The following is a 25724-nucleotide window of genomic DNA, read 5'->3' as shown; positions in this document are numbered from 1 at the left end:
ACGACCCCCGACAAGTGATGCCCTCGGTTCCGCTTCTGTCGCGGGACGCCGACGGCCCCCGCCCCGGACCCCGCCCGGCAGATGCCGGGCGGACGTCGGGACGGGGGCCGCAGGACCGTGTGCGGGACCGGGCGCAGGGCCCGGTGCAGGACCGTTACGCCGGGACGAGCGTCTTGCGCCGGCGCTTGCGCGGAGCCCGGGCCGACATCTTCAGCTCGATGATCGACCGCACGGTCGGCCACTCCTCGTCGAGGATCGAGTAGAAGGCGGTGCTGCGCACGACCCCGTCCAGCCCTCGCGAATGGGCCCGGCGCACCCCCTCGGGGGTGAACCCGAGGCGCTCCATCGCGGCCCGCGAGCGGACGTTGCGGGCGTCGGCGCGCAGCGAGATCCGCCGCACCCCCCAGGTCTCGAAGGCGTGGCGCAGCATGAGCAGCTTCGCCTCCGTGTTGATCCCGGTGCCCTGGGCGCTCGGGGAGAGCCACGTGTTCCCGATCTCGGCGGCGTCGGGGATCGCCGTCAGCGGATCACCGAAGGGGACCCCGGGGACGGCGGGCCACACCAGCGGCCCCTGCCAGTAGTCCAGCTCCAGGAACCGGGTGGAACCGACAACCAGGCCGTCCGCGGCTCTCACCACGGCGAACGGGAGCGACCGGCCCGCCGCCTGATCGGCGAGGGCGCGTTCGATGTACTCGTGGGACGCCTGGACCCCGTGGGGGACGGGGGTGAAGGCGTAGGTCGTACGATCCTCGGCCCCGGCCATGGCCAAGGCCTCGGCGTGGTGCGGGGCGAGGGGCTCCAGCCGCACGGTGCGGCCGGCGAGGAGTACGGGTACGGGCACGGAGCCTTCGGTCCTTCTGGGCGGTGGGGTGGTTGTACAGTCTGCGCTCCTGACGTCACCCCCCGCGCAAAACGTGGGTGAAAGGCAACGCGATGTCAGGTGAACGCGAGTGGCTCAATGTAGCCCGATAACGGGCTCGCATGAACCCCCAAAATGGCAACGGCGCGGCCATGTTTTTCGACGGCCCCCCGGACGGCCGCCCCGGAGATCGCCGAACACCGTTTTTATCACCTCTGACCTGCGAAGATGTCCGCGGGCTGGGTTGCCGCCGAACACCCGCCCGGCGCGCCCCCGCGGGCGGCCGTCAACCGGATGTTGCCGGACATCCCGCCGGGGGTGGCGGCAGCGGTCCGGCGGACCCCCGCCGGCACCGAAGTGGCCCGCCGGAAGGGGGGTCGATTGGACCACTCCCACGGGCCACTCCACTGATGGAATGAGCGGGTGACGACACGGATACTCCCCGCGCCCGGCCCCCCTCGCCGGCTCGCCGCCGCCCAGCTGGCCAACTCGATCGGCGACGGCGCCTACTACGTCTGTTCGGCCCTCTACTTCACCCGCGTGGTCGGCCTCTCGCCCGCCCAGATCGGCCTCGGCCTCACCCTCGCCTGGGCCGTCGGCTCGGTCGCCGGCGTCCCGCTCGGGGCCCTCGCCGACCGGCGCGGCCCCCGCGGCACCTCCGTGCTGCTCGCGCTGGCCACCGCCGCCTGCGTCGCCTCGTTCCTGGTCGTCCGCTCGTACGGGGCCTTCCTGGCCGCCGTCACCTGCTACGCCACCGCCCAGTGCGGGCTCGCCGCGGCCCGCCAGGCCCTGCTCGCCGGAGTCGTCCCCGCCGAGCAGCGGACGGGCGTCCTGGCCCACCTTCAGGCCGTGCTCAACGCCGGCCTGGCACTGGGCGCCGCCCTGGGCGGCCTCGCCCTCGGCGCCGGCACCGAGCGGGCCTTCCTGGCGGCGCTCGCCCTCGACGCCGTGGCCTTCCTCGTCTGCGCCGGCTTCCTGCTCCGCCTGCCCCGGGTGGAGCCCGCGCCGGGGCCGGCGGCGGGGGAACCGCGCCTGGAGGTGCTCCGGGACCGGCCCTACGCCCTGGTGACCCTGCTGAACGCGGTGCTGCTGCTGCGGATGCCGCTGCTCAGCCTGGCGATCCCGCTGTGGATCGTGGAGCGCACCAGCGCCCCCGGCTGGCTCGTCTCGGCGCTGTTCGTGCTCAACACGGTGGCCGTGACGCTGTTCCAGGTCCGGATGGCCCGGCCGGTGACCGACCTGGCCGCGGCGCGCCGGGCGGTGCGGGTGTCCGGCCTGGTCATGGCCGCCTCCTGCGCGGTGTTCGCCCTCTCGGCGCTGCCCGGGGCCGGCTGGGCGGCCGCGGCGCTGCTCGTCGCGGGCGCGGTGCTCCAGGCGGACGGGGAGATGCGGCAGTCCGCCGGATCCTGGCAGATCGGCTTCTCGCTGGCCCCCGCCGAGCGGATCGGCCAGTACCAGGGGTTCTTCGGGACCGGCGTGCCGATCGCCCGGACCGTCGGCCCCACCGTGCTCACCTCCCTGCTCGTGCTGTGGGGGATCCCCGGCTGGCTGCTGCTCGGCGCGGTGCTGCTGGCCGCCTCGTACGCCATGGGCCCGGCCGTCCGCCGGGCACAGGCCGGCCGGCCGGGGGCCGGACCCGCCCGCGGCGGCGTCCCGGCAGGGGAGCCGACGCGGCAGGGGGCCGGGTCGGGCGCCGTCGGCGACCCGTCCGCCGCCTGAGATCATCTCCGCCATGGACATGGACGACGTACTGCGCCGCCTGGCGGCCGTGGGGCCGTTCTTCGCCGTCCCGTACGGACCCGAGCCGCCCGGCGCCGGCTTCCGCCCCCTGACCGCGCTGTACGGGGACCACCTCGGGCCGTACGTGGCCGAGGTGGGCCGGCGGATCGGCAGCGGCCCCGGCCGGGTGGCGGCCTCGACCGCGCAGTTCGGGATCGCCTCGCGGCTGTGGTCCCTGGGCCTGGGCTGCGCAGCGCTGGGCGGGCGGGTGCCGGACCTGGCGCCCGACCGGGTGTGGTGGCGTCTGCCCACCGCCGGGGCGCTGGAGCTGTGGCTGCCCGCGCCCGGCGAAGGGGACCGGCCGGCGGCGGAGCTCGGGGCGACCGTCCTCGGCAACCTGGAACCCCTCGGGGCGGGACTACGGGAGCGGTACGGGGTGTCGCCGCAGGTGCTGCGCGGCAACGCCGCCGCCGGGCTGGTGGGCGCGCTGCGGGTGCTCCTCGACCGGGTGCCGGGCGGCCCGGCGGTCGGCCTCGCGGCCGGCCTGCTGGCCGAGGACGGGCCGCTCGGCGGGACCGGCACCTTCCTCCACGAGGAAGGGCTCGGGGTGGCCTTCGTACGGCGCAGCTGCTGCCTCTACTACAAGGTGCCCGGTGGCGGTCTGTGCGGGGACTGCGTGCTGCGGACCCGGACCCGGTCGCGGTAGGCGCGGGGCGGGAACGGCGCAGGCCACCGGGGCGGATCGCCGCTCCCGATGGCCTGCGTACGTGCGTTCGTGCAGTCACGCGCGGGGTCACGCGCGGGTCGACTGCCTCAGAAGGTGAGGTTCCAGGCGTCGATCCGGCCGGTGTCGCCGCCCGCGTTGTCGTTCACCCGGAGCTTCCACGTGCCGTTCGCCACCTCGGAGGAGGCGTTGACGGTGTAGACCTGGTTGATGTTGTCGGTGCCGCCACCGGAGCGGTTGTGCAGTGTGTACACGCTGCCGTCCGGGGCGACGAGGTCCACCTTCAGGTCGCCGATGTAGGTGTGCACGATCTTCACGCCCACCTTGAGGGTGGCCGGTGCGTTGCCGGTGACGCCGCTGACGGTGATCGGGCTCTCCACGGTGGTGTTGTCGCCGATGGCGAAGTCACCGGGGTTCTCGAAGTACTTGCCGGGCGGCGGCGTGCTGCCGACGGCCTTCAGGGCGTCGACCTGGCCCTCGCCGAAGAACCCGTTGTTGGCGGTGGTGCCGGTGCAGCGGCCGTCCGCCGGGCAGGCGATGTCGTTGGCCTGGGTGGCCAGCTTCTCGCGGATCTGCGCCGGGGTGATGCCCGGGTTGGTGCTGGCGATCAGCGCGGCGACGCCCGTCACGTGCGGGGACGCCATCGAGGTGCCGCTCATGGTGCTGTACTTGCCGCCGGGGACGGTGGAGTAGACGTTGCTGCCCGGGGCGGAGACGTCGATGATGCCGCGGCCGAAGTTGGAGAAGGAGGCCTTCGTGACGCCGTCGCCGTTGGCCGCGACCGTCACCACGCCCGGCAGCTCGGTCGGGATGTCCATGCAGGCGTTGGTGATGGTGCGGGTGACCGGCGTCGAGTCGTTCGGGCTGGCGCTGTCCGTCGTCTTGTTGGCGAGGTCGTAGTTCTCGTTGCCCGCCGCGGCGACCTGGAGCGAACCCTTGCCCTCGGCGTACTCCTGGGCTCGCCGGACGCCCTCGATGATGGCGGCCTGGTCGGCGTTGTCCGGGCAGTTGAACTGCCACGGGTCCGTGTAGTAGCTGTTGTTGGTGACCTTGAAGCCGTGGTCGCCGGCCCACACGAAGCCGCAGATGGTGTTCTCGGCGAAGAAGAGCGAGGTGTTCGGCTCGGCGATGCGGACCGAGGAGATCTTCACGCCCGGGGCGACGCCGACGACGCCCTTGCCGTTCTTGGCGGCCGCCACCGTACCGGCGACGTGCGTGCCGTGTTCGCCGACGTCCCGCCACGCGCCGGCACGGGTGTCGGGCTTGCCGTAGGCGCAGGAGACCGAGTCGGCGGCGTTGAAGTTCGGGGCCAGGTCCTGGTGCTGGTCGTCCACGCCGGTGTCGAGAATGCCGACCTTGACCGCGGACGAGCCGGTGGTCACGGCCCAGGCCTGGTCGGCCTTGATCTGGCTCATGTCGGCGCGGACGGGCTCGCCGGCCGGGGTCGTCGACTGCGCGGGGTTGGCGGGCAGCGCCGGGTTGTAGGCGTCGGCCGGGACGTCCGAGGTGCGGGTCGCGCCCACCTGCTGCACGCCGCTGACGCCGCGCAGGGCGGTCGCGAAGTTGGCGGAGGAGGAGTGGGCGACGATCACGCCGATGGCGTCGAACGTCGAGAAGACGGTGCCGCCGTTGGCGGTGATGGCCGAACGCACGGCCGAGTTGTCACCGGGGGCGGTGATCACGAGGTAGGCGCGGGTGCCGGCGGCCCAGGTCGCACTCTGGGAAGTCGACGCCGCAGCCGGCGCCTTGGCCGGCGCCTTGGCGGGGGCGGACGGGGCGGACGGCACCACGGGGGTGCCGGCGAAGGCCGCCGGGGCCCCGAAGGCGAGGGCCGCGCCGAGCGACGCGGCCAGAACGAGGGTACGTCGGGGTCGGCTGGATATGTGGGGTATCAATGCGTCCTCCGATGACCCGGTGCGCCGATGGCAGTTACCGGGCCGTACGAAACGAGTGGTGGACGCAAGATGTCAGACGCGTGGCCCTCGGGGGAAGTACCTTTTAGCGCAGCCGAATTGAAGTTCGACTGGCTGAAAACGATCGGTGGAATCGGTGGAACTGCTGGCCGGCCGGGCCGGGTGCCGCGGGGGCGGTCCCTGCCCGGCCGGCACTGTGGCCGGGACCGGCTACGCCGGCACCCCGTCCCTGGCGGCGGCCGACTGACCGGGTACGGAGGGGGGTTCCGCACCGTGTGCGTCGTCGACCAGCGTGGTCTCGTCGAACTCCAGCCGTCCCGCCAGGACTTCGGCGGCCCGCTCGCGGTCGAACTCCTTGGTCCAGCTGCCGATGAGCACCGTGGCCACCGCGTTGCCCGCGAAGTTCGTCAGGGCGCGGGCCTCGCTCATGAACCGGTCGATGCCCACGATCAGCCCGACGCCCTCGACCAGCTCGGGCCGGTGCGTCTGCAGCCCGCCGGCCAGGGTGGCCAGTCCCGCACCGGTCACCCCGGCGGCGCCCTTCGACGCGATGATCATGAACAGCAGCAGCGACACCTGCTCGCCCAGGGCGAGCGGCTTGCCCATCGCCTCCGCGACGAACAGCGAGGACATCGTCAGGTAGATCGCGGTCCCGTCCAGGTTGAAGGAGTAGCCCGTCGGCACGGTGATGCCGACCACCGGCTTGGAGACGCCCAGGTGCTCCATCTTCGCGATCAACCGCGGAAGGGCCGATTCCGACGAGGAGGTGGACAGGATCAGCAGGAACTCCCGGCCCAGGTACCGCAGCAGCGCGAGGACGCTGATCCCGGTGCACAGCCGCAGCAGGGCGCCGAGCACGACGAACACGAACAGCAGACAGGTCGTGTAGAAGCCGATCATGATGACGGCCAGCGACTTCAGTGCGTCGATCCCCGTCGCCCCGACCACCGCGGCGATCGCACCGAACGCGCCCACCGGCGCCGCCCACATGATCATCGCGAGCACCCGGAACACCAGCTTCTGCACGTGCCCGATCCCGCGCAGCACCGGCTCGCCCGCCGGCCCCATGGCCTGCAGCGCGAACCCGCACAGCAGCGCCACCAGCAGGGTCTGCAGCACCTGGCCGCCGGTGAATGCGGACACCAGGGTGGTCGGGATGATCCCGAGCAGGAACTCCGGCGTGCTCTGCGCCCCGCCCGCCTTGGCCTGGACCTCTCCCGCGTGCTTCGCCGCCTCCGTCAGATGCAGGCCGCTGCCCGGCTCCAGCAGGTTCCCGACCAGCAGGCCGATGGCCAGCGCCACCGTGGACATGATCATGAAGTAGCCGAGGGCGAGACCGCCCACGGCGCCCACCTTCGCCGCCTTGCGGACCGACCCGATGCCCAGCACGATCGTGCAGAAGATCACCGGCGAGATCATCATCTTGATCAGGTTCACGAAGCCGGTACCGAGCGGTTTGAGCTCCACGGCCACGCCGGGAGCGGCGAAGCCGACGATGATGCCGAGCAGCACCGCGGCGATCACCGCGATGTACAGGTAGTGGGTCTTGTCGCGTCTGGCGGCCACGTTCGCCTCCTGGTGGTGAAAATCGTCCCGCCAGACCATCGCCCAGTACTGTGACCCCGGTCACCGTTGCGTTCATTGAGTTCTCGGCGCGGTGCACACTGAGCGCCATGCTCCGCCTCCCCCGTCCGCCGCGCAGCCTCGCCGGCCAGCTCTTCGCCATGCAGGTGCTGGTCGTCGCCGTGGTCGTCGCCGGCTGCGCCGTCTTCGCGTACGCCACCGCCCGCGGCCAGGCCGAGGACGCCGCCCGGCGCCAGGCCAGGGCCGTGGCCCGCGCCGTCGCCGACTCGCCCGCCGTCCTCGACGCCGCGCGCGGGGCCGCGCACGGCGACGACCCGACGGCCCGCCTCCAGCCCTACGCCGAGCGCGTCCGCGTCGACTCGGAGGTGGACTTCGTGACGATCATGGCCCCGGACGGGCGGCGCTGGACCCACCCCGACCCGCGCCGCATCGGCGAGCCCTTCCTCGGCACCACCGCGCCCGCCCTGCGCGGCGAGACCTTCAGCGAGACCTACACCGGCACCCTCGGCCCGTCCATGCGCGTGGTCACCCCGATCCTGGACGGGGGCCGGGTCGTCGGCATGGTCAGCGCCGGCATCACGGTCCGCGTGATCAGCGCCCGGCTCGCGGCCCAGCTCTCCGCCGTCGTCTGGGTCGCGGCCGGGGCCCTCGCCCTCGGCGCGGTGGGCACCTATGTCGTCAACGCCCGGCTGCGCCGCCATACCCACGGCATGAACGCCACCGAGCTGAGCCGCGTCTACGACTACCACCAGGCGGCCCTGCGCGCCGTCCGCGAGGGGCTGCTGATGCTCGACGGGCAGCGCCGGATCACCCTGATCAACGACGCCGGCCGCGAACTGCTGGGCCTGCACGGGGACGTGCGCGGCAGCTCGATCGTCGACCTCGGCCTGCCGCCGCCGCTGACCGGGGCGCTGCTCGCCGACCGGCCCCGAGTGGACGAGGTGCACCTGACCGCGGAGCGGGTGCTGGTCCTCAACAGCGCGCCCGTCGCGGGCGGCGGCCGCCGCGGCACCGTGGTCACCCTGCGCGACCACACCGAACTGCAGTCCCTCACCGGAGAGCTGGACCACGAGCGCGGGTTCACCCAGGCGCTGCGGTCGCAGGCCCACGAGGCGGCCAACCGGCTGCACACCGTGGTCTCGCTGATCGAACTGGGCCGCGCGGACGAGGCGGTGGAGTTCGCCACCGCCGAACTCCAGCTGGCCCAGGCCCTCACCGACGAGGTGGTCACCGCCGTCGGCGAGCCCGTACTGGTGGCGCTGCTGCTGGGCAAGGCCGCCCAGGCGCACGAGCGCGGGGTCGAGCTGGTCGTGACCCGGGACAGCCGTGCGGCCGGATCGGGCCGCGGCGCCCCGGGGGTCCAGGCGCTCCCGGCCCGCGACCTGGTCACCGTGCTCGGCAACCTCCTCGACAACGCCGTGGACGCGCTGACGGGCGTCCCCGGGGCCCGGATCGAGGTCACGGTGCGCCACGAGGAGGACGGCCTGCTGATCCGCGTGGCCGACAACGGCCCCGGGCTGCCCGAGGGGGCCGCGGCCGAGGTGTTCCGGCGGGGCTGGTCGGGAAAGGGGGAGGGGCGTGGGCTCGGCCTCGCGCTCGTCCGGCAGGTGGCCCTGCGGCACGGCGGCAGTGCGGAGGCCGCCGGAGTCCCTGGTGGGGGAGCCGAGTTCACCGTACGACTGCCCATCGGGAAAGGGGTGCCGGCATGACCGGGACGGGTGCGGGCCGGGGGCCCGCGGTGCGCGTGCTGGTGGTCGAGGACGATCCCGTCGCGGCCGACGCGCACGCGTTGTACGTGGGCCGGGTGCCCGGCTTCAGCGTGGTCGGCGCCGTCCACTCGCTGGCGGAGGCCACCCGGGTGCTGGAACGCACCGGGGTCGACCTGCTGCTGCTCGACCTGGGCCTGCCCGACGGCCACGGGCTGCGCTTCGCGCGCGGGCTGCGGGCCGCCGGGCATCCGGTCGACGTGATCGTGGTGACCTCGGCGCGGGACCTGGCCGTGGTCCGCGAGAGCGTCTCGCTCGGGGTGGTCCAGTACGTACTGAAGCCCTTCGCCTTCCCGACGCTGCGCGAACGGCTGCTGCGCTACGCCGAGTTCCGCGCCACGGCGGGGGAGGCGGCGGGACAGGACGACGTGGACCGGGCGCTGGCGGCTCTGCGCACCCCGCTCCCCGCCGAGCTCCCGAAGGGGCTCAGCGCGCCGACCCTGGACCGGGTCGCCGCGCTGCTGCGGTCCTCACCCGGGGGGCTGACCGCGGCCGGAGCGGCGGAGGCGGCCGGGATCTCGCGGATCACCGCCCGCCGCTACCTGGAGCACCTGGTGGACACCGGGCGTGCGGACCGCACCCCCCGGTACGGCCAGGTGGGCCGCCCCGAGCTGCACTACCGCTGGCTGGCGGCGGCCGCGGCCGGCTCGGTGTCGAAGGTGTAGAACTTGCGGTGGTCGAGCATGTCGGCCGGGGTGACGTCGTTCCACGGCCGCATGGTGTCGTTCAGGTCCACCACGTTCGCCGTGCCGGCAGCGGGCAGGTAGGGCGACTGCGGGTGGCGGGCCTGCCACTCGGCCCACAGCTTGTCGACGTAGGCGTGGTGCATCCAGAACACCGGGTCGTTGGGGGAGACGCCGGTGGCCATCTGCCCGCCGACCCACACGTGCACCCGGTTGTGCAGGTTGGCGCCGCGCCAGCCCTCCAGGTTGTTGCGGAAGCCGTTCGAGGAGCTGTTCCACGGGGCCATGTCGTAGACCGGCATGTTCAGGACCGCGTCGACCTCGGCCTTGGTCGGCAGTTCGGCCACGCCGGAGCCGAGCGAGCGCCGCAGGTACGCGCGCCCGTCCACCCGTACGTTGATCGGGAACTTCCCGGCCGCGTACGCGAACGGGCCGTCCATGACCTGGCCGTCACGGGCCCGGCCGGTGCCGCCCATGAAGTCGGCGGCCCAGATCGAGGCGCGGGAGGTGCGGTCCGTGGTCCAGTCCCAGTACGGCAGGGCGACCTTCGGGTCCACCTTCTGCAGTTCGGTCTCGAACTCGATCAGGAAGCGGCGGTGCCACGGCAGGAAGGAAGGGGAGCGGTGGCCGACCCGGTCGCCCGAGTCGGTGTCGCTCATGATGAAGCCGTTGTGCGTGGTGACGAACCGGTCGTAGGCGCCGGTGCGCTTGAGCTCGATCAGCGCGGTGGTGAAGGCGCGCCTCTCCTCGGCGGTGAGGGAGGCCTGGTTCTTGCGGACGATCATGCCGGGCCTCCCATGGGCGCGAACGGGGCGAGGACGGCGCCCTGCAGCTCGCGCACGGCGGCGCGGGCGAGCGTGCGGGGATCCGTGAAGGTCTCGTAGTGGTTGACCACGCTGATCCAGGTGCCGTCGGCGTTGCGCATCACGTGGAGCTCGCGGCCGTCTATGAGGACCGTGGGCAGCCCGGCGGAGTGGCCGCCGCCGTGGCCGCCGTGGCCGCCGTGGTGGCCGCCTCCGGCGGGGGTGATCTGGATGCGGCGGCCCTGGTACACCTCGTCGACCGCGCCCACGGGTTGCGTGGCGCGGGAGTCGGTGGCGGCTGCGTGCGCGGTGGCGCCGGCTATGCCGAGAGCGGTGAGTGCGCCGGCGGTGGTGCCCAAGGCCTGCCGGCGGGTGATCTTGTTCATGGCCGAAGAGTTAGCAGGCGGTCACGGAGAGTTGACCGTTATTCGGACATGAGTGGATAAGTTGCCAATAGAACAAGTTGGTCGATCTTCCCGTTCCAGCCGGTTTGAACGCCCGGAACGGGAAGATCATCGGAAATCATCTTACTGGACAGTAATTTCTTCTGCTGCGGCCGACCGGGTATGCGCGGGGTCACATCGCGGAGACGGCTGGAACTCGAGGCGGGGATATGGGGGTTATGTCACCTATAGTCCGAACATGGCTCTTCACAAGACGAAGGACGCCGGCGACGCCGACACCGAAACGGATGTGTTCACGTCCGTCCTGAGCGGCCAGGTCCTCCCCAAGTACCGGATGCCCGAAGACCATTCGCCCACCGAGGTGGTCTACCAACTCCTCCACAACGAACTGCTCCTCGACGGCAACGCCGCCCAGAACTTCGCGACCTTCTGCACCACCTGGTCCGACGACGGCGTGCACAAGCTGATGAACGAGTGCCTCGACAAGAACATGATCGACAAGGACGAGTACCCGCAGACCGCGGAGATCGAGGCCCGCTGCGTCAACATCCTGGCCGACCTGTGGCACGCCCCGGCGGGGGCGGGCCCCGGCACCGGCTGCTCAACCACCGGCTCCAGCGAGGCCGCCATGCTCGGCGGACTCGCCCTCAAATGGCGTTGGCGCGCCCGCCGGAAGGCCGAGGGCAAGTCCACCGACCGGCCCAACCTGGTGTGCGGGCCCGTGCAGGTCTGCTGGGAGAAGTTCGCCCGCTACTTCGACGTCGAGCTGCGCCAGGTCCCGGTGGAGGAGGGCGCGACCGGCCTGCGGGCGCACCAGCTCGCCGCGTACGTGGACGAGAACACCATCGGCGTGGTCGCCATCCTCGGCGTCACCTACACCTGCACCTACGAGCCCGTCGCCGAGATGGCCGCCGAACTCGACCGCATCCAGCGCGAGTCAGGCTGGGACGTGCCGATCCACGTGGACGGGGCAAGCGGCGGATTCGTCGCCCCGTTCCTCCACCCCGACGTGGTCTGGGACTTCCGGCTGCCGCGCGTCGCCTCCATCAACACGTCCGGCCACAAGTACGGGCTGGCGCCGCTCGGCGTCGGCTGGATCGTGTGGCGCACCGCGGACCTGCTGCCGCCCGAGCTCGTCTTCGACGTGGACTACCTGGGCGGCGACATGCCGACCTTCGCCCTCAACTTCTCCCGCCCCGGCGGCGAGGTCATCGCCCAGTACTACCTGTTCCTGCGGCTCGGCCGCGGCGGCTACCGGCGGGTCCACCAGGTGTGCGCCGACACCGCCGCCTACCTCGCGGGCGAGATCGAGGCGATGGGCCCCTTCACCCTGCTCTACGACGGCCAGGGCGCCCTGCCCGCCGTGTCCTACCGGCTCACCGACCCCGCCTCGGCGGGCTTCACCCTCTACGACCTGTCCGACCGGCTGCGGATGCGGGGCTGGCAGGTGCCCTCGTACCCGCTGCCCGCGAACCGCGACGACACCGTCATCCAACGCGTCCTGATCCGCCACGGCGTGACCCGGGACCAGGTCGCGCTGCTCGTCGAGGACCTGCGCCGCGCCGTCGAGCACCTCAAGGCCGCACCCCCGCCCCCGGCGCCGGTCCAGCCCCGCTCGGGCTTCCACCACTGAGCGGCCGGCCGGCGGCCGGGCCGGGCGTCAGCGTGCCGCGCCGCTCCGGGGCCGGGCCCCGCCCCGGCTCCGGTCCCGGAGGATCCCGGGGGTCCCGCGGGCGGCGGTGCGGCGGGCGACGAAGCCGGTCACGCCGGCCGGCGTCGCCCGGGTCGACCACCCGGCCGTCGCCGAGGTCCTCCAGCGGGTCGTCCGTACCCGGCTGGGCCACCGCACCACCCTCTTCGCCGACCTCGGGCTGCCGCCCCGCAGCGCCCGGCAGCGCGCGGTGGCCGTGTGCGCCCCACCTCGGCCGGATCGAGCTCCGCCGGGCCGTGCCCCCCACGGCCCCGGCGACGGCGGCCGACGGGGAGGGCCGCGGCGGCGGCCCTGGAGCACCCGGTCGGGATGTCACGGCGGGCATCCACGGGGTTGAGGTCCCCGCCGGTCCGCCGGTCCGCCGGTCCGCCGGCTTGCGGGGCTCCCAGGGCCGTGGGCCCTGGGAGCCCAGTGGGCCAGCGGGCCCGTGGGTCAGCGGGGCCGTGGGTCAGCGGGCCCGTGGGTCAGCCGGCGGCCGACCAGCGCATGCCCAGCGCGTCCAGGGCGGCGACGCGCTCCGGGGCGAGGGCGGCCGCGCGGGAGCGCTGGTTGGCGATCCAGGAGCCCAGACGCACATCCCGCCCGCCGACCCGCTCCACGTGCGCGCGGGGGACCCGCAGGTGCTGCTCCCGGGCGTGGAACTGCCGGGCCGCGTCGAGGTGGTCCGCCCACTTCTCGGCCTGGCTGCGCCGCGGCCGGGGTCGCTCGGCGGCGTCCGCCGCGGTCACGCCCAGCGTGTGCTCCAGCAGCCAGCGCTGGGCCCAGCCCAGCCCTTCCCACCCGAGCCGCTGGGCGCGGACCCACCGGCCCAGGTCCTCGCCCTGGACGAGCACCTCGCCGGGGCGGAGCGGCAGGCGGCCGCCCGCGTCCAGATGGACCCGGGTCAGGTGGAACGCCCGCTGCCAGGACACCTCCCAGGCCGGGCACCACGACGCGTCCACGGCCTCCAGGGCCTCCCGGCGCTCCTCCGACAGCGAGCCCGGGCCCTGGCGGCGCGCCGCGGCCCGCTGGTTCTTCACCCAGATCCCGACGGGCGCGCCCCGCCAGGTGGCGTCCGCGGGCGGCAGCAGGTGGCCGTGCTCCGCCGCCCAGCCGCGGGCGGCGGCGAGCCCCTCCTCGAACGCCACGTCGAAGTGGCTCCACACCATGCCGAGCTCGTCGAGCTGTGCGGCCCGCTCCCGGCCGAGGGTGCCGCGGCGGTGGTTGCGGCGCGCGTCCGCGATCCACTGGCCGAGCGGGAAACGGGCCAGTCCGGGCGGCCAGGCCCCGGCGCCCGGCTGGGGCTGCTCGGGCACCCGGAAGGCGAACGGCACCTTGAGGTCCCCGGTCTCCGCGGCGTAGATCCGGGCGGCCTCCACCCCGCGCCGCCAGTGCTCGTGCTCCGGGCGCAGCACCCGCAGCCGGATGAACGCCGCCAGCAGCGCCGGATCCCGGGGCGTGGAGAAGCTCAGCAGTGCCTGCGCGCCGACGCGCAGCCCGGAGCCCGGTACGGACTCCATCGCCGCGGGGCCCGGCCGGCTCGGCACCTGCTGTTGGGCCAGGGCCTCCACGAGCCGAGTGTCGTGGGCCCGCAGCGCCTCCAGCAGCCGTGCGAGGTCCCCGTATGCCCGTGAGGTCAGCATCGACTCGGGAGTCTCGCCCGGCCCCAGCAGCACCGGCACCACCAGGGACGCCACCTTGCCCTCGCCGGGCCGGATGCGCAGGGCCCGCCCGACCGCCTGGACCAGGTCGGGCATGGAACCGCGTACGTCCGCCCAGAAGACGGAGTCGCACTCCTTGGTGTCCACGCCCTCGCCGAGCACCCGGACACTGCCGAGGAAGGCCTTGTCGGCGACCCCGTGGGAGGCGAACTCGGCGAGGACGCGCCGCCGGTGCACGGCCGGGTGCTGGCCGCACAGCCAGTCCGCCCAGACCGTGCGCGGGTACGCGGACCCGGTGTCCGCCCGGTTCCCACCGCCGGCCGCTGCCGCCGTGCGCATCCGCTCCGCGACCGCCGGCAGCCCGGCCGCGAACGCCTCGGCCTCGCGCGTGAGGTGGTGGAAGACGAGGGTCCGCCGGAAGCCCTGGTCGGCGGCGGCCTTCAGCAGGGCCGCCTGGAGGGCCGCGAGGCGGACCCCGCGCACCTCGTCCGAGCGGCCGTCGGCGCCCAGCAGCACCGCCGCCTGGAACGCGGGATCGCTGACGTCGACGCACACCACCCGGTACGGGGCGCAGATCCCCCGGTCGATGGCGTCGGCCAGGGTGAGGGTGTGGCAGCGTGCGCCGAAGGGGCCGTCCGGGTCGTCCTCCATCGATGCGACGAGTGCGCCGCGGCCCCGGGAGCCGGCCCCGTCGGCGGAGCCCTCCGGTCCGGACGCCCCAGGCTCCTCGCCGTCCTGCCAGACCCGGGGCGTGGCCGTCATGTAGAGCCGTCGCAGGGCCGGGATGCGGGTGTTGTCGTGGACGACGGCCCACGGCTTGCCGATCCGGCCGGACGTGCGGTGCGCCTCGTCGACCACCACCAGGTCCCAGCCGGGCAGCCCGGCCGCGTGCGCGCTCTCGATCGTGCCGAGGCCCAGCGAGGCGTACGTGGCGAACACCGTCACCCGGTCCACCCGGTCGGCCGGGCCGCGGCCCCAGCGGGCCAGTTCGGCCGGATCAGTGGTGGCGGGCACGCCCGCCTCCTCGGCGCGCAGGGAGCACACCGCGAAGGCCCGGCCGGTGCGGCCGCCCGCCCGCCAGGAGGCGACCGTCTGCACGAGGAGGTCGAGGGAGGGGACGAGCACCAGCACCCGCCCGGCCCCCAACTCCTCGGCCGCGCGCACGGCGACCAGGGACTTGCCGGAGCCGGTCGCCATGACGACCTGGGTGCGCAGCCCGGCCCCGGGCACCCTCCCCCCGGGGGGCAGCGCCAGCGCCCGCACGACGGCGTCGACCGCCTCGCGCTGGTGTGGACGCAGCTCCTGCCGCGCGGTACGTGCCACCACGCCTCCCCGTGTTCCTGCGAGCCGCTCGTCGAGAGCCCGCTGATCTGCTCGTTGCGCTCCAGGTTCTATCCTGCCGCGAAACTGAAGCAGCCGGGGGGAATGCGGCGCGGGCGGCGCGGCGTCACCGGGCGCCGAAGTTCTGCGTCCACCACGGGCCGCCGGAGCCCTGGTGGATTCCCACCCCTATGTCCTTGAACGAGCAGTTCAGTATGTTCGCCCGGTGGCCGGCGCTGTTCATCCAGGAGTCCATCACCGACTCGGGCGTCTGCTGGCCCTTGGCTATGTTCTCCCCGTACGTGGACCAGCGGTACCCGGCAGCCGTCGTCCGGTCGCCCGGATCGCTGCCGTCGGGGCTGGTGTGCGCGAAGAAGTTCCGGCCCGCCATGTCGTCGGAGTGCGCCTGGGCGGCCGACCTCAGCTGCGCGTCGTCCCTGAGCGGGCCGCAGCCGGCCTTCGCCCGCTCGGCGTTGACCAGGGCCACCACCTGGCCCACGGGCCCCTGCGGCGCGGGCCCCGGGTCCGGGTCCGACGTGCGGGGCGCGGTCTTGGACGGGGTCGGCTTCGGGCTCGGGCTCGCGCCGTCGGCGGAGGGGCTCGGCGGGGCGGACGCCGACGGGGAAGGGGACGCGGAGGCCGAGGCGGAAGCGGACGGCGAGGCCGCCCCCGAGGCCGTGGCGGCCGCCGACTCAGGGGCCGAGAGCGCGTTCACGGGGGCGGCGGTGTCCCGGCCGTCCTCGCCGCCCGAGCCGGGGAAGCCGCCGAGGTAGGCGAGCCCGCCGCCCGCGACGCACGCGGCGAGCACCGCACCGCCGACCGCCCGGCGGCGGCTGCGGCGGCGCTTGCGCAGCAGACTGCGGCCGCCCGTCACGGCCGCTTCCGGGTCCCCTTCCGCGTACGGAAGGCCGCCCTGCGCGGAAACGGTGGGAACCCACTGCGTGGCCGCGTCGGCCAGCTCCGTACCGGCGAATTCCGCGCCGCCGGAACCCGTACCGCCGGAGCCCGGGTGGCCGAGGCCGGAGCCACCGAGCCCGGAACCGCCGTCGCCGCCCGCGTGGACGGCGTCCCCCGGATGGCCGGAGCCGCCCGGGTGCGCGCCGGGGTGGGCGGAGCCGCCCGGGTGGGCCGGGTAGGCCGCGCCCGCGGGGGCGAAGCCGCCCGTCGCGGCGGCCGCCGACCGTACGCCGTCCAGCAGGGCCAGCGAGACCGGCACCAGCGCCAGCCCCGCCAGCAGGCCCTCCGCCGGGAGCAGCCCGCCCCACAGCCCCGCGCACCGCATGCACTCCCGCGCGTGCCGGGCTATTCGCTTGCGCCACAGCGTGGACGGGTGCCCGTCCCAGCCGGCCGTCACCGCCTGGAGCATCTCGCACGGGGGCTGCGCGTCCAGCGCCCGCTCCACCACCCGCGCCGACTCCAGCTGGGCCTTCATCCGCTGCACCCGCACCGCCGTGTGCTGCGGGGACAGCTCCAGCGCCGTGGCCACCTCGGCCCGGGTCAGCTCGCCCGCACACTCCAGCCACCACAACGACAGCAGCGCCCGGTCGTCGGGCTCCAGCCAGCGGGTGGCCCGCGCCGTCTCGCGCCGCTGCCCCTCCAGCTGCAGCCGTACGACGGTCAGGTCCACGAAGTCGGCACCGGGGTCGGCGAGTTCCCAGGCGGCCTCCAGGCCGCTCTCCCCGGGCGCGGTGCGCCGGGCCTGCCAGTACGCCCGTACCCGGTTCATCGCGATGGCCACCAGCCAGGACCGGAAGCTGTCGTCCGCGCGGAGGGTGCCCAGACCGTCGAGCGCGCGCAGCATCGTGTCCTGCACGACGTCGTCCACGTCGACTGACCCGTTCAGGGCACGCCCGACGACGTTGTAGACGAGCGGCAGGTAGGCGCCGACCAGCTCGTCCTGCGCGCGGGGATCGCCCGCGCGGGCGGCCGCGACCAGCTCTGCCGTGTGCTGTGTAGTCATATGAGGTTCCCTGTCCGTACCGGCGGTCGATGATGCCCGATACCTGGGAGACCGTCGAGCAGCGGCCGGATAACAGTTATTCGGAGGAAGTTCTCGAAAACCGGTTTCGGACGGGCGGGCGGGTCGAGGCGCTGGGCGGCCCCGTCGGGACCCCGGCTTCTGCAGAACCGGCGACAGGCCAGGGCGGGCCCGATAGGGTCTGCGCAAGGAGTTCCGTCGCGTGGAACGACCGGGGGGTCGCCTCGTGTCCTGCCATCCTTACGCAGCCCTCGCCGCCCAGCGACTGCTACCGGTGCTGCGCACTCCGGGGGCGGACGACGCCGTCCGCCGGACCGCAGCCCTGCTGGCCGCCGGCTGCCGCGTGGTCGAACTGACCACCACGACCCCCGGTTGGGCGCGGGCCGTCGCCCGGCTCGCGCCGCTCGCCGACGCGCACGGCCGCCCCGCGATGATCGGGGTCGGCACGGTCACCGCAGCCGCGCAGGCGGAGGCCGCCCTGGACGCCGGCGCCGCCTTCCTGGTCTCCCCGTACCCGGCCCCCGAAGTCCGGGACACCGCCGCCCGACGCGGGGCGGTGTTCGTCGAGGGCGGCTTCACCCCCGGCGAGATCGCCGCCGCGGTGCGGTACGCGGGCGCCGCCAAGGTGTTCCCGGCGCACCTCGGCGGCCCCGGCTTCATCCGCTCCCTGGCTGCGGTGCTCCCCGCGGCCCTCCTGCTCCCGACCGGCGGCATCCGGCCCGCCGAGGTCCGGGACTGGCTCGACGCCGGGGCCGCGGCCGTCGGCATCGGCAGCGGCCTGCCGGACGATCCCGCGGAACTGGCCGCCGTCTTCGCGGAGCTGGCGGGCCCGTGCTGCGCCGCCTGCCGGGGGACGGGCCGCTGAGATGCCGGGCGGGTACGCGGACGGTGGCGCGGGGGGTACGGGCGGCGGCCCGGACGACGGAGTGGCCGGCGCCCCTGTCGGCGCGGGGATCGGAGCCGCGGACGAAGGGGCCGTGGCCGGCCCCCGGTACGACGTGGTGGTCCTCGGCGAGGTCCTGGTCGAGATCCACGCCGACACCGCCCTGAGGGCGGTCGCCGACGGCACCCCGGCCCGCATCTCCTACTCCGGCGACGCCCTGAACGCCGCCGCGGCGGCCGCGGCGGCGGGCGCCCGGACCGCCCTCCTCGCCGTCGTCGGGGACGACGAGCTCAGCGTTCCGCTGCTGCGCCGGGTCGCCGAACTCGGCGTGGACACCGCCCACGTCCACCGGGCCCCGCGGCCCAACGGGGCCTACCTGCTGGCCGCCGGCACCGCAGGCGCCCGCGAGTTCGTCTACTGGCGTACGCACAGCGCCGGATCCACCCTCTCGCCCGGGCACGTGGAAGCCTGGCGGAGCGTGCTCACCGGAGCCGGGGCCCTCATCACCAGCGGGATCACCGGGGCCCTGTCGGCCGGCAGCGGCGAGGCGGTGGTGGCCGCCGCCGAGACCGTGCACCGGGCCGGCGGGCACGTCTCGTACGACCCCAACTTCCGGCCCCGGCTGACCGGCCGGGCCGCCGCCCGGCAACTGCTGGCGCGGGTCGCCCCGCTGACCGGCCTGCTGAAGACCTCCTGCCCCGACGACGCGCTCGCCCTCGTGGGCACCGCCGACCCCGGCGCCGCCGCGGCCCGTTACCGCGCGCTGGGCGCCCGTACGGTCGCGGTCACCGCGGGGGCGGACCGGCTGCTCCTGGACGACGGGACGCTGGCCGAGTACCACTGCGTGCCCGTCAACCCGGCCCCGGTCGACGCCACCGGGGCCGGGGACTGCTTCACCGGCACCGTCACCGCCCGGCTCGCCCTCGGCGACAGCCTCGCCGACGCCGTGGCCCACGGCATCGCCGCCGCGTCCCTGTCGGTCTCCGGGCGGGGCGGCACCGGCCGCGTCCCGACGTTCGCCCAGACCGCGGCCCTGGCCGCCACCCACCGCCGGCGCCGCGCCCCGGGGGACACGCACCCTTAATCGAGTGGATCTTCTCGCCGCGGCATGGCATGGTTGTCCCCATCGAAGGGGTGTAGCTCAGCTGGTCAGAGCGTCGGTCTCCAAAACCGAATGTCGCAGGTTCGAATCCTGTCGCCCCTGCCACGGTGAACCGGTGGTTCACGTGTGAAGGCCCAGGTCCGGGTTGGCGGAGCTGGGCCTTCGTCATGTCACCGCGCGGTCCGCGGCGTCTGGCAGACTGGTGTGGACCAACTCGGCGGTGCAGGACAGGAAACCGGTGCGAATCCGGTGCGGTCCCGCCACTGTGACCGGCCCGCCTCCCGCGGGCCGGAAGCCAGATACTGACGCGCCGCCTCTTCACGTCGACCAGGGGACGAGGATCCCCCGGAGAGGCTTCGCCATGCCGCGTTCCCGCGCCCTGCTGCGCGCACTCGCCCCGATCACCCTGCTGGTACCGCTCGCCGCCTGTGGCGGGTCGAGCGGGGCCGGACAGGGCGCCGCCCCGGGGACGGCCGCCGCGCCCGGGTTCCCGTACACCACCGCCAACTGCGGTGTCACCAGCACCTACCAGGCGCCGCCGCAGCGGGCCGTCACCATGAACCAGCACGCCACCGAGCTGCTGCTCGCGCTCGGCCTGCAGGACCGGATGGCCGGGACCGCCTACCTGGACGACGCGGTGCTTCCCGCGTACAAGCCCGCCTACGACCGGATCAAGGTGCTGGCGAAGGAGTACCCGTCCAAGGAGGTGCTCCTCGGCGCCAACCCGGACTTCGTGTACGGCGGTTACTCCAGCGCCTTCGACAAGGCGCAGGGCCGCGACCGCGAGGCGCTCGCCGGGGCGGGCATCAACACCCGGCTCAGCGTGGAGTACTGCACCGACGGCCCGGTGGGCCTGGAGCAGCTGAAGACCGAGATCACCGAGGTCGCCCGCACCTTCGGGGTGCCCGAGCGGGGCGAACGGCTCATCGCGGAGCAGCAGCGCCGCATCGACGCCGTCACCGCCCGGGTCAAGGACAGGGGCCGGCCCTCCGTCTTCGTCTACGACTCCGGTCAGGACAGCGCCTTCACCTCGGGCGGCCACGGCATCGGCAACGAGATCGTCTCCCTGGCCGGCGGGACGAACACCTTCGCCGACCTGGGGGACACCTTCGGCGACGTGTCGTGGGAGAAGGTCATCGAGCGCAAGCCCGAGGTCGTCCTCATCTACGACTACGGGGGCACCACCGTCGAGGCGAAGAAGCAGCGCCTGTTGAACGATCCGGCGCTCGCGGAGGTTCCAGCGGTCAAGAACCGGCGGTTCGCCGTGCTGCCGCTGTCCTCGGCCGTCCTCGGCGTGCGCGTCGCCGACGCCGTCGAGGCCCTGGGCCGCCAGCTCCACCCCGACGCCCCGTGACCCGCCCCCGTACGGGCCCTGCCCGGCGTCCGCCCGTCGCCGTGGTCCTGCTCGTCCTGGCCGCCGCGCTCCTCGCGTCGGCCGTGGCGGGGCTGGCCCTGGGGCCGGTCCGGATCGCCCCCGGGCAGGTGCTCGACCTGGTGCTCCGCGGACCCGGGCCGGGCGGCGGGGCGTTCGGCTCCATCGTGTGGGACGTGCGGATGCCGCGGGTGCTCCTCGGCGCCGTCGTCGGGGCCGGGCTCGCGGTGGCCGGCACCGTCCTGCAGGCCCTCGTCCGCAACCAGCTCGCCGACCCGTTCCTGCTCGGCGCCTCCTCGGGTGCCTCGGCCGGCGCGGTCCTCGTCATCGTCCTCGGGGCGGGAGCCGGCACCGCCGGGACGGCGGGCGCGGGCGCCCTCGCAGGTCTCGCCGGTATCGCGGGCGGGGCCGGGGTGCCGGCGGCCGCGTTCGCCGGGTCGATGTGCGCGCTCGTCGCCGTGTACGCGATGGCCCGGCGCGGCGGGAGCATGACGACCGGGCGGCTGGTCCTCGCCGGCGTCGCCGTCCAGTACGTCCTGTCCGCGCTCACCAGCCTGGTGCTCGTCCTCGCCGCGCGCCCCGACCAGGTGCGGTCCGTCCTCTTCTGGACCCTGGGCGGCCTCGGCGGCGCCCGCCCGGACGAACTGGCCCTGCCCGCGGCGGTGCTGGCCGCCGGCACCGCCCTGCTGACCGCCCTCGCCCGGCCGTTGGACCTGCTGCTGGCGGGGGAGGAGGGTGCGCACACCCTGGGGCTGGACGCGGGCCGCTTCCGCGCCGCCGTCTTCGTCCTCGTCTCCCTCGTCGTCGGGGTGCTCGTGGCGTACAGCGGGGCGATCGGCTTCGTCGGGCTGATGGTGCCGCACGCCGCCCGGATGGTCGTCGGGGCCGCGCACCGGTCCCTGCTGCCGGTCGCCGCCCTCGGCGGGGCGGTGTTCCTGCTCCTGGCCGACCTGATCGCGCGCACGGCCGCGGCGCCCGAGGAGATACCGGTCGGCGTGGTCACCGCGCTGGTCGGCGGACCGTTCTTCCTGTGGATGCTGAGGCGTTCCACGCGCACCGAGGGGCTGCCGGCATGACCGCGGACGGGCGGGCGCACCCGCTGGACCTCACCGTCGACGGCGTGGGCTACACCACCGGCGGACACACCCTGCTCCACGGAGTGGACCTCACCGCCCGGCCCGGCGAGACGGTCGGCGTGGTCGGCCCCAACGGCAGCGGCAAGACCACGCTGCTGCGCTGCGTGTACGGCACCCTGCGGCCCACCACCGGCCGTGTCCTGCTGGACGGCGCGGACGCGGCGGCGCTCGGCGTCAAACACCGGGCCCGGCGCACCGCGGTCGTCCCCCAGGACGCGACCGGCCTGCTCGGACTGACCGTCCGCGAGGTCGTCGCCATGGGGCGCAGCCCGCACAAGCGGTTCTGGGAGCAGGACGGCCCGGACGACGCCCGGCGGGTCGCCGAGGCACTGGAGACCGTGGGCGTCGCCGCGTTCGCGGACCGCCGCTTCGACGAACTGTCCGGCGGCGAACGCCAGCGCGCCCTCGTGGCCCGCGCCCTGGCCCAGGACCCCGGCCTGCTCGCCCTGGACGAGCCGACGAACCACCTCGACGTCCGCTACCAGCTGGAGCTCCTGGCCCTGGTGCGCGCCCTGCCCGCCACCGCCGTCCTCGTCCTCCACGACCTGAACCTGGCCGCCGCCTTCTGCGACCGCCTGTACGTCCTGTCGGCCGGCCGCGTGGCCGCCTCGGGCCCTCCGCCCGAGGTCCTGACGGAGGACCTGCTGGCCGAGGTGTACGGGGTACGGACCCGGATCGGCGTCCACCCGGCCACGGGCGTCCCGAACGTCGTCTACCTTCCCCTGGACGCGCAGCCGGCGGCCCGCTGACCGGGACCGTACCGGAACCGGCAGGACGCGGCCGTGCTCCGCCCGGCGGGGAGCACGGCCGGCGCAGCGCCTACCCGGCCGAGGCCTCCTGATGGCCGTAGGGGCGGGTGATCAGTTCCAGGGCGTGGCCGGACGGGTCCAGGAAGTAGATGCCGCGGCCGCCGTCGTTGTGGTTGATCTCGCCCGGGTGCTTCTGCCGGGGGTCGGCCCAGTACTCGATCCCGGCCGCCCGGATCTTCTCGTACGAGGCGTCGAACTCCGCCTCGGAGACCAGGAAGGCGTAGTGCTGGACGGTGATGGACCCCGCCGGGACGGTCGCGAAGTCCAGGGTGACGCCGTTGGCGGTTTCGACGGGGACGAACGGTCCCCACTCCTCGCCGACCTCAAGGCCGAGGAGGTCGGCGAGGAACGCGGCCGACTCCCGGTTGTCCCGGGAATGGACGATCGTGTGGTTCAGCATGACTGACATGTGTGAATGCCTCCGCAAGGCACATCACGGGCACCTCCATGCCTCACCCGGTCGGTGACCGACACGCGATGCCGTGATCACGATCCTAGACGTCCGCTCCGGGGGGAGTCCACCGAGCGGGCGGGAGCGCCCACACCCCCTACCCGTACACCTCCTTCACGTTGTCCCGGGCCGGGTGCGTGCGGCCAGCGGGGCCCGCCGCGAAGGCGCGGAGCAGGTTCTCCGTCACGCGGGTGGTCAGGGCGCCCGCCCTCGCGTCCAGGCCGTGGACGGCGCCGCTGCTCCCGTCGCCGGTCGCGTCCAGCGCCTCCACCCAGCGCATGGTCCCGGTGGCGAAGACGCCCGCGCCGCTCGGCACCGTGTAGTACGCGGTGTCCTGGTGGCTGGACCGGCCCTCGCACACCACCGGGGAGTGCGCCAGGATCTCGATCGGCCGGGGCGTCGGGAAGCCGGTGTCGACCTTGTCGTACTCCACACCCACCAGGTGCGCGAAGCGGTCGCCCGCCTTCACGCCGGTGCCCTCGAAGAGCCAGTGCCCCGGGTGCGTCACCACGTACGGGGCGTCCACGGGGTAGCCGTCGTAGATCACGCCGAGCAGCGAGCTCTCGGGGTCGGCGCCCGGCGCCGAACGGAAGTCGGTGGTCGCCGGGTGGCCCCGCTCGTGTCCGGGGTCCCGGTCGTAGGAGGACTTGTAGCAGACGACGGTGCGCTCGGGCCCCAACTCGGAGGGCTCCAGCCGGATCCGCCGGAAGCAGCAGTTCGCGCCCAGGAAGGCGAGGTTGGTGCCGGCGTCGCGGGCGGCGGTGAAGTGGGCGCGCTGCTCAGGCGACCAGTACTCGTCGTGCCCGAGGGACAGCACCGCCGCCGCCCCGTTCAGCAGCCGCTTCTCGCGCGCCACGTCACTGGTCGTCGCGTAGGCCAGGGGTATGCCGAGCCGCTCGGCCAGGGCGAGCAGCGGGGCCTCGTACACGAGGAACAGGCCGGCGCCGTCGTCGTAGTCGTACGGCCGGTCGAAGGTCACGGCCAGGGAGCGGGAGGCGAACCCGCCGCTCGGGCCGTCGTAGCTGCTGTAGCCGCCCCACCGGTTGTACGCCTGCCAGGTCGCCACCGCGTTGACGACGACCGTACGCCCGGCGGTGGCCGCCGACCGCACCGTGACCGGCACGAAGCGCTGGCCCTCACCGCCCTGTGCGTCGAGCCGCAGCAGGTAGCAGCCCTCGGGCCAGCCCCTGGTGTCGACGGTGGCCGTGCGGGGCCACCGGGCGCGGACCGTCCGGGTCGCCGGATCCACGGTGTGCTCCGGCTGCCGCACCCCGGGCAGGGCCTCGGAGCGCCACACCAGGCGGGCCCGGGCGCCGCCGTACCAGCCCATCCGGTAGGCGGAGACGGTGAACCGGGGCGCGGTGGTCGACACGTGCAGGCCGAACGGCTCGCCGGGCAGCACGCTCACCTTGTCGGCGAAGCCCTCGATGGCGCGGGCCGGCCCGGCCTTGGTCACGTGCCAGTCGGCGTTGCCGGGCCTGGTGTTCTCGGCCTTGACGTCCAAGCCGCCGCCCGGTGCGGCCGCCGTCGCACCGCCCGGCACCGCCGGTCCGTCCGCGGCCGGTCCGCCGCCGGCTCCGGGTGCCTTCGCCCCGTCGGCGTCGCCGGTCCCGCAGCCGGCCACGGCCCCGAGGCCGGCCGCGGTGGCCGCTCCCGTCGCGAGGGTGAGGAACCGCCGCCGGGCGGCCCCCTCGCCGTGTCCGGTCATATGATCCTGATGCATGCGGGGCACGCTATGCCACCGCCCGCGGCCCTGCGCCACCGACGTGCACTCCAGGGTGCCGAACGGACCCCACCAGCGTCCGACCGCGCGCCCCCGCCTTCCCCCTGCCGCCCGTCCTCCCGCGCCTACACTGGCCGTTCGCCCAACGATCATGAACGACAAGGGTGGAGGAACCCTCATGCGCTACCTGCCCCTGGGCAGTTCAGGACTCCTGGTCTCCGCCGTCGGCCTCGGCTGCAACAACTTCGGCGGCCGGCTCGACGCCCGGGCCACCCGGTCCGTCGTGGACGCGGCCCTCGACGCCGGGATCACCCTCCTCGACACCGCCGACATCTACGGCGACCGCGGGGGCTCCGAGTCCCACCTCGGCGAGGCCCTCAAGGGCCGCCGCGACCAGGTCGTCCTCGCCACCAAGTTCGGCTACGACGGCGTGGACATGGGCTACGGGCCCGCCGCCGGCTCCCGCGGCGGCCGCGCCTACATCCGGCGCGCCGTCGAGGAGTCCCTGCGCCGCCTGGGCACCGACCACATCGACCTGTACCAGCTGCACAGCCCCGACCCGGCCACCCCCGTCGCCGAGACCCTGGCCGCGCTCACCGAGCTCGTCACCGAGGGCAAGATCCGCTACATCGGGCACTCCAACCTCAGCGGCTGGCAGCTCGCCGAAGCCGCCCACGTCGCACGCGAAACGGGCGCGGTGCCGTTCGTATCGGCACAGAACGAATGGTCGCTGCTGCAGCGCTCGGCCGAGGCGGAACTCGTTCCGGCCGCCCGGCACTACGGCCTCGGCGTCCTCCCGTACTTCCCCCTCGCCAACGGCCTGCTCACCGGCAAGATCCGGCGGGGCGCGCCCGTACCCGCCGGGTCCCGGCTGGCGGGGCGCGACGCCTACCTGACCGAGGCGCGGCTCGACACCGTCGAGGCGCTGGCCGCCATCGCCGACCGGCACGGCCGCAGCATCCTCGAACTCGCCGTCGGCTGGCTGTCCGCCCAGCCCGGCTGCGCCTCCGTCATCGCGGGCGCCACCTCGGCCGAGCAGGTCCGCGCCAACGCCGCCGTCGCCGACCGCCCGCTGGAGCCGGAACTCCTCACCGAGATCGACGCGGTCGCCGGAACCCCCGGGCGCGCGGTGTGAGACGCCGCC

At 74.5% G+C, this 25724-nt stretch carries 20 protein-coding genes, 1 tRNA gene and 1 riboswitch; of the genes, 12 read left to right on the top strand and 9 right to left on the bottom strand.

Annotation, left to right across the window (positions count from 1 at the left end; genetic code table 11):
• Positions 1-154: 154 nt before the first annotated feature.
• Positions 155-841, bottom strand: coding sequence for a GNAT family N-acetyltransferase (locus tag ACSHWO_RS04210; protein WP_361085594.1), 687 nt, complete (start codon positions 839-841; stop codon positions 155-157).
• Positions 842-1282: 441 nt separating this feature from the next.
• Here ACSHWO_RS04210 and ACSHWO_RS04205 point away from each other — a divergent pair, with 441 nt between their 5' ends.
• Together ACSHWO_RS04205 and ACSHWO_RS04200 are read left to right on the top strand one after the other, a co-directional pair.
• Positions 1283-2578, top strand: a complete 1296-nt coding sequence (locus ACSHWO_RS04205) for an MFS transporter (protein WP_385804402.1) — start codon at positions 1283-1285, stop codon at positions 2576-2578.
• A 13-nt stretch (positions 2579-2591) separates the two neighbouring features.
• Positions 2592-3284 carry a (2Fe-2S)-binding protein gene (locus ACSHWO_RS04200; protein ID WP_438310099.1) on the top strand — a complete coding sequence of 231 codons (693 nt, stop codon included), beginning with the start codon at positions 2592-2594 and terminating at the stop codon, positions 3282-3284.
• Between the two features lie 107 nt (positions 3285-3391).
• Here the strand turns inward: ACSHWO_RS04200 and ACSHWO_RS04195 are convergent, their stop codons facing one another.
• Together ACSHWO_RS04195 and ACSHWO_RS04190 are read right to left on the bottom strand one after the other, a co-directional pair.
• On the bottom strand, positions 3392-5197 hold the full coding sequence (locus ACSHWO_RS04195) for a S8 family peptidase (protein WP_438310098.1): 1806 nt from the start codon (positions 5195-5197) through the stop codon (positions 3392-3394).
• Positions 5198-5425: 228 nt separating this feature from the next.
• Positions 5426-6820, bottom strand: coding sequence for a cation:dicarboxylate symporter family transporter (locus tag ACSHWO_RS04190; RefSeq protein ID WP_361085581.1), 1395 nt, complete (start codon positions 6818-6820; stop codon positions 5426-5428).
• A gap of 68 nt (positions 6821-6888) precedes the next feature.
• Between ACSHWO_RS04190 and ACSHWO_RS04185 the strand changes: the two genes are divergently transcribed.
• Complete coding sequence (locus ACSHWO_RS04185) at positions 6889-8508, top strand: sensor histidine kinase (RefSeq protein ID WP_438310097.1); 1620 nt, start codon at positions 6889-6891, stop codon at positions 8506-8508.
• Positions 8505-9230, top strand: a complete 726-nt coding sequence (locus tag ACSHWO_RS04180; protein ID WP_361085575.1) for a response regulator — start codon at positions 8505-8507, stop codon at positions 9228-9230. The genes ACSHWO_RS04185 and ACSHWO_RS04180 overlap by 4 nt, the downstream gene beginning before the upstream one ends.
• On the opposite strand, the gene melC2 is transcribed toward ACSHWO_RS04180, so the two are convergent.
• Entirely contained in the window at positions 9182-10033 is an 852-nt protein-coding gene (gene melC2 / locus ACSHWO_RS04175; RefSeq protein ID WP_438310096.1) for a tyrosinase MelC2, read from the bottom strand. The genes ACSHWO_RS04180 and melC2 overlap by 49 nt on opposite strands.
• Positions 10030-10437: an apotyrosinase chaperone MelC1 gene (melC1, locus tag ACSHWO_RS04170; protein WP_361085569.1), complete on the bottom strand. Its 408-nt coding sequence runs from the start codon at positions 10435-10437 to the stop codon at positions 10030-10032. The genes melC2 and melC1 overlap by 4 nt, the downstream gene beginning before the upstream one ends.
• Positions 10438-10693: 256 nt before the next feature.
• Here melC1 and ACSHWO_RS04165 point away from each other — a divergent pair, with 256 nt between their 5' ends.
• A complete protein-coding gene (locus tag ACSHWO_RS04165) occupies positions 10694-12088 on the top strand; it encodes a glutamate decarboxylase (RefSeq protein WP_438310095.1) in 1395 nt (464 codons plus the stop codon).
• A gap of 542 nt (positions 12089-12630) precedes the next feature.
• On the opposite strand, the gene ACSHWO_RS04160 is transcribed toward ACSHWO_RS04165, so the two are convergent.
• Both ACSHWO_RS04160 and ACSHWO_RS04155 read right to left on the bottom strand, forming a co-directional pair.
• Entirely contained in the window at positions 12631-15129 is a 2499-nt protein-coding gene (locus tag ACSHWO_RS04160; protein WP_438310094.1) for a Helicase associated domain protein, read from the bottom strand.
• A gap of 124 nt (positions 15130-15253) precedes the next feature.
• Complete coding sequence (locus ACSHWO_RS04155) at positions 15254-17086, bottom strand: sigma-70 family RNA polymerase sigma factor (protein WP_438310093.1); 1833 nt, start codon at positions 17084-17086, stop codon at positions 15254-15256.
• A 220-nt stretch (positions 17087-17306) separates the two neighbouring features.
• Between ACSHWO_RS04155 and ACSHWO_RS04150 the strand changes: the two genes are divergently transcribed.
• The 6 genes from ACSHWO_RS04150 (at position 17307) to ACSHWO_RS04125 (ending at position 22346) form a co-directional block, all read left to right on the top strand.
• Positions 17307-17969, top strand: a complete 663-nt coding sequence (locus tag ACSHWO_RS04150; protein ID WP_438310092.1) for a bifunctional 4-hydroxy-2-oxoglutarate aldolase/2-dehydro-3-deoxy-phosphogluconate aldolase — start codon at positions 17307-17309, stop codon at positions 17967-17969.
• Positions 17970-18081: 112 nt separating this feature from the next.
• Positions 18082-19071 (top strand): PfkB family carbohydrate kinase, encoded by a 990-nt coding sequence (locus ACSHWO_RS04145; protein WP_438310091.1) that lies wholly within the window; start codon positions 18082-18084, stop codon positions 19069-19071.
• Between the two features lie 46 nt (positions 19072-19117).
• Positions 19118-19194, top strand: a tRNA-Trp gene (locus tag ACSHWO_RS04140).
• A gap of 83 nt (positions 19195-19277) precedes the next feature.
• A riboswitch (cobalamin riboswitch) is annotated at positions 19278-19414 on the top strand.
• 36 nt (positions 19415-19450) lie between these two features.
• Positions 19451-20443, top strand: a complete 993-nt coding sequence (locus ACSHWO_RS04135) for an ABC transporter substrate-binding protein (RefSeq protein ID WP_438310090.1) — start codon at positions 19451-19453, stop codon at positions 20441-20443.
• Positions 20440-21537: a FecCD family ABC transporter permease gene (locus tag ACSHWO_RS04130; protein WP_438310089.1), complete on the top strand. Its 1098-nt coding sequence runs from the start codon at positions 20440-20442 to the stop codon at positions 21535-21537. Before ACSHWO_RS04135 ends, ACSHWO_RS04130 begins: the two co-directional genes overlap by 4 nt.
• Positions 21534-22346, top strand: a complete 813-nt coding sequence (locus tag ACSHWO_RS04125; RefSeq protein WP_361085545.1) for an ABC transporter ATP-binding protein — start codon at positions 21534-21536, stop codon at positions 22344-22346. Before ACSHWO_RS04130 ends, ACSHWO_RS04125 begins: the two co-directional genes overlap by 4 nt.
• A 70-nt stretch (positions 22347-22416) precedes the next feature.
• On the opposite strand, the gene ACSHWO_RS04120 is transcribed toward ACSHWO_RS04125, so the two are convergent.
• Entirely contained in the window at positions 22417-22815 is a 399-nt protein-coding gene (locus ACSHWO_RS04120) for a VOC family protein (protein WP_438310088.1), read from the bottom strand.
• Positions 22816-22954: 139 nt separating this feature from the next.
• Entirely contained in the window at positions 22955-24580 is a 1626-nt protein-coding gene (locus ACSHWO_RS04115) for a N,N-dimethylformamidase beta subunit family domain-containing protein (RefSeq protein WP_385804376.1), read from the bottom strand.
• A 178-nt stretch (positions 24581-24758) separates the two neighbouring features.
• Between ACSHWO_RS04115 and ACSHWO_RS04110 the strand changes: the two genes are divergently transcribed.
• A complete protein-coding gene (locus ACSHWO_RS04110; RefSeq protein ID WP_385804374.1) occupies positions 24759-25715 on the top strand; it encodes an aldo/keto reductase in 957 nt (318 codons plus the stop codon).
• The last annotated feature ends 9 nt before the right edge of the window (positions 25716-25724 follow it).

This window comes from Streptomyces pallidus (ex Mingjun et al. 2026) (genome assembly GCF_051550185.1).
Taxonomy (GTDB): domain Bacteria; phylum Actinomycetota; class Actinomycetes; order Streptomycetales; family Streptomycetaceae; genus Streptomyces.
Note: the sequence above shows the minus strand (reverse complement) of the source record. Positions and strands in the feature narration are given on the sequence as shown.

Excerpts from the sequence above, each read along its gene's own strand:
- ACSHWO_RS04200 (WP_438310099.1), top strand. The coding sequence starts at position 2,592 with ATGGACATGGACGACGTACTGCGCCGCCTGGCGGCCGTGGGGCCGTTC.
- ACSHWO_RS04190 (WP_361085581.1), bottom strand. The coding sequence starts at position 6,820 with ATGGTCTGGCGGGACGATTTTCACCACCAGGAGGCGAACGTGGCCGCC.
- ACSHWO_RS04185 (WP_438310097.1), top strand. The coding sequence starts at position 6,889 with ATGCTCCGCCTCCCCCGTCCGCCGCGCAGCCTCGCCGGCCAGCTCTTC.
- ACSHWO_RS04180 (WP_361085575.1), top strand. The coding sequence starts at position 8,505 with ATGACCGGGACGGGTGCGGGCCGGGGGCCCGCGGTGCGCGTGCTGGTG.
- melC2 (WP_438310096.1), bottom strand. The coding sequence starts at position 10,033 with ATGATCGTCCGCAAGAACCAGGCCTCCCTCACCGCCGAGGAGAGGCGC.
- melC1 (WP_361085569.1), bottom strand. The coding sequence starts at position 10,437 with ATGAACAAGATCACCCGCCGGCAGGCCTTGGGCACCACCGCCGGCGCA.
- ACSHWO_RS04165 (WP_438310095.1), top strand. The coding sequence starts at position 10,694 with ATGGCTCTTCACAAGACGAAGGACGCCGGCGACGCCGACACCGAAACG.
- ACSHWO_RS04155 (WP_438310093.1), bottom strand. The coding sequence starts at position 17,086 with ATGACTACACAGCACACGGCAGAGCTGGTCGCGGCCGCCCGCGCGGGC.
- ACSHWO_RS04135 (WP_438310090.1), top strand. The coding sequence starts at position 19,451 with ATGCCGCGTTCCCGCGCCCTGCTGCGCGCACTCGCCCCGATCACCCTG.
- ACSHWO_RS04125 (WP_361085545.1), top strand. The coding sequence starts at position 21,534 with ATGACCGCGGACGGGCGGGCGCACCCGCTGGACCTCACCGTCGACGGC.
- ACSHWO_RS04120 (WP_438310088.1), bottom strand. The coding sequence starts at position 22,815 with ATGTCAGTCATGCTGAACCACACGATCGTCCATTCCCGGGACAACCGG.
- ACSHWO_RS04115 (WP_385804376.1), bottom strand. The coding sequence starts at position 24,580 with ATGCATCAGGATCATATGACCGGACACGGCGAGGGGGCCGCCCGGCGG.
- ACSHWO_RS04110 (WP_385804374.1), top strand. The coding sequence starts at position 24,759 with ATGCGCTACCTGCCCCTGGGCAGTTCAGGACTCCTGGTCTCCGCCGTC.